This is a genomic window from Rhizobacter sp. P3_B12, from assembly GCF_056402895.1.
Window position 1 is genome coordinate 1 of record NZ_JBFUGN010000878.1, and the last position, 2,610, is coordinate 2,610.

The following is a 2,610-nucleotide window of genomic DNA, read 5'->3' on the forward strand; positions in this document are numbered from 1 at the left end:
GCGTGTTGGTCGCCTTCAGGAAGCTCTCGTCGAAGGTCTTGCGGTTCAGCAGGCCGGTCAGCGTGTCGCGCTCGCTGTAGTCGAGCAGGCCTTCGAAGTTGCGGTAGATGCGCAGGATGCTGCAGACCAGTCGCTGCGATTCGTCGCTCATCGCCGCCTCGGTCTCGACCTCGAGCACGCCGACCACCTCGCGGTCGGTGCTGACGGCGAAGATCGTGAGGTGGGGCGTGCCGGGCACCGCGAGCACCGTCTGCCCGTTCATCGCCTGCAGCCGCGCCGGGAAGGCGTCGAGCTCGGGCAGGCTGTCGACATCGGCCCACACCGGATCGGCACGCGCCACGGCATCGTGCTGCCCCAGGTGGGCCCGTGTCAGCCAGCGCTCCTGCCCCTGGTCGCCGACGCTGCGGTAGATCGCCACCGTCAGGGGGCGCAGCAGGTCGCGCAGCGCGCCCACCAGGGTCACATCGAGAATGTCGCGGTCGCGAAACCCCGTCAGCTCGGCGAGATGGTCGACCAGCTCGGACATCGGATGTTCTCGTGTGAGCGCATGGTCGACAGGTTACGCCAAGGTGACGTCGGCCGTGTAGCGCCCGATCAGGGCCAGCAGGTCTTCTTCCGAATACGGCTTGCCGAGGTAGTGGTCGACGCCCAGCTCGGCCGCATAGTCGCGGTGCTTCTGTGCGATCCGCGAGGTGATCATGATCACCGGCAGGTCGCGCAGGCGCGCGTCGGCGCGGATGTTGCGCACCAGGTCGAAGCCGTCCATGCGCGGCATCTCGATGTCGCTCAGCACGACCTGCGGCAGGTCCTCGGCCAGGCGTTCGAGCGCGTCGATACCGTCCTTGGCGAGCTGCACGCRGTAGCCTTCGCGCACCAGCAGGCGCTGCGTGACGCGGCGCACCGTCAGCGAATCGTCGACCACCAGCACCAGCGGCGCCAGGCGTTGCGGCGCCTCGGCGGCCGCCGCTTCGATCATCTGCGCCTGCGTCGGCGCCTGGCGTGCCGCCAGCGTCGCGGCACGGGCCGCATCGCCATACAGCGTGGCCAGCGCCACCGGGTTGTAGATCAGCGCGACCGCACCCGAGGCCAGCAGCGTCATGCCCGCGAGACCCGGCAGGCGCGACAGCTGCGGCCCGAGGTTCTTCACGACCACTTCCTGGTTGCCCAGCACTTCGTCGACGTGCAGCGCGATGCGTTGCTGCGCACTGCGCACCACCACCACCGGGCGCATGCGGGTCACTTCCTGGCTGATGGCCGTCTGCTGCAGCAAGGCGCCCAGCCAGAAGAACAGCAGCGAACGGTCGCCGACCGTGAAGGTGCCGCTCGCGTAGGCATGCTCCAGCTCGTCCACCTTGGCGCGGCGCACGATCTCGATCAGCGTCGCGGGAACCGCGACCACCGTGCCGCCGCAGCGCAGCATCACGACCTGCGTCACCGCCGTCGTCAGCGGCAGCAGCAGCTTGAAGCTGGTGCCCTGGCCGACCGAGGTCGCGGTCTCGATGCGGCCGCCCATCGCGTTCACTTCGGAGCGGACCACGTCCATCCCGACCCCGCGGCCGGCCAGCTCGGTCACCTGGTCGGCGGTCGAGAAGCCCGGCGTGAAGATCAGGTTGGCCAGCTCGGCATCGCTCTTCGATTCATCGGCCTTGATCAGGCCCATCGCGATGCCCTTGTCGCGGATGCGCATCAGGTTCAGGCCGGCGCCGTCGTCGCGGAATTCCACGCCGACTTCGTTGCCTTCCTGGTGCAGCGACACGACGATGCTGCCGGCTGCTTCCTTGCCGATGCCGGTGCGCACGTCGGGGCGCTCGATGCCGTGCGTCACGCAGTTGCGCAGCAGGTGTTCGAAGGCCGGCGTCATGCGGTCCAGCACGCCGCGGTCGATTTCGATCGAGCCGCCGACGATGTCCAGGCGCACCTGCTTGCCGGTTTCYTTCGCGGCCTGCCGCACCACGCGGTACAGGCGGTCGGAGGCGCTTTCGAACTCGACCATCCGGGTGCGGAGCAGGTCATCCTGCAGGTCGCGCGTCAGGCGGGCCTGTGCCGCCAGTTCGTCTTCGGTCGTTTCCAGCGTGCGGTGCAGCGTGCGCTGCACGGTGGCCACGTCGTTCACCGACTCGGCCATCATCCGCGTCAGTTCCTGGAAGCGCGTGAAGCGGTCGAACTCCAGCGGGTCGAACGACTGGGCCTGCGCCTTCGCCTGCTCCAGCCGCGAGCTCATCTGCGTCTCGGCCTGCAGCTCGATGTCGCGCAGCTGGCCGCGCAGGCGCTCCAGGTTGTCCGTCAGGTCGGACAGCGAGCCGCGGATGTTGCCGACCTCGGCCTCGATCCGCGAGCGCGTGATGCTGACCTCACCGGCCTGGTTGACCAGCCGTTCGAGCAGCGGGCCGCGCACGCGCACCGCGGAGTGCGTCGGCGAGATGGCCTGTTCGACCGCCGCAGCCACCGCCGTCGGCGAGGCGGCGAAGCGCGACCAGTCGATGTCGCCGCCTGGCACCTGGGCCTGGGCGGCAACGCGTGCAGGGGTCAGCACCGGGGCGGCGACCGGCGGGGTCGCCGGTTTGGCCACCGGGGCGGCAACCACCGGCGCGGCCACGACAGGAGCAGGGA

Annotated in this window: 1 protein-coding gene and 1 pseudogene; both read right to left on the reverse strand. The window is 69.6% G+C overall.

Features of this window, described 5'->3' with window-relative positions:
• Positions 1-526: pseudogene (locus tag AC1D01_RS29430) on the reverse strand (GGDEF domain-containing protein); the annotation flags it as partial.
• A gap of 33 nt (positions 527-559) precedes the next feature.
• Positions 560-2,610: hybrid sensor histidine kinase/response regulator (locus tag AC1D01_RS29435; RefSeq protein ID WP_477872733.1), on the reverse strand; the 2,051-nt coding region annotated here is incomplete at its 5' end.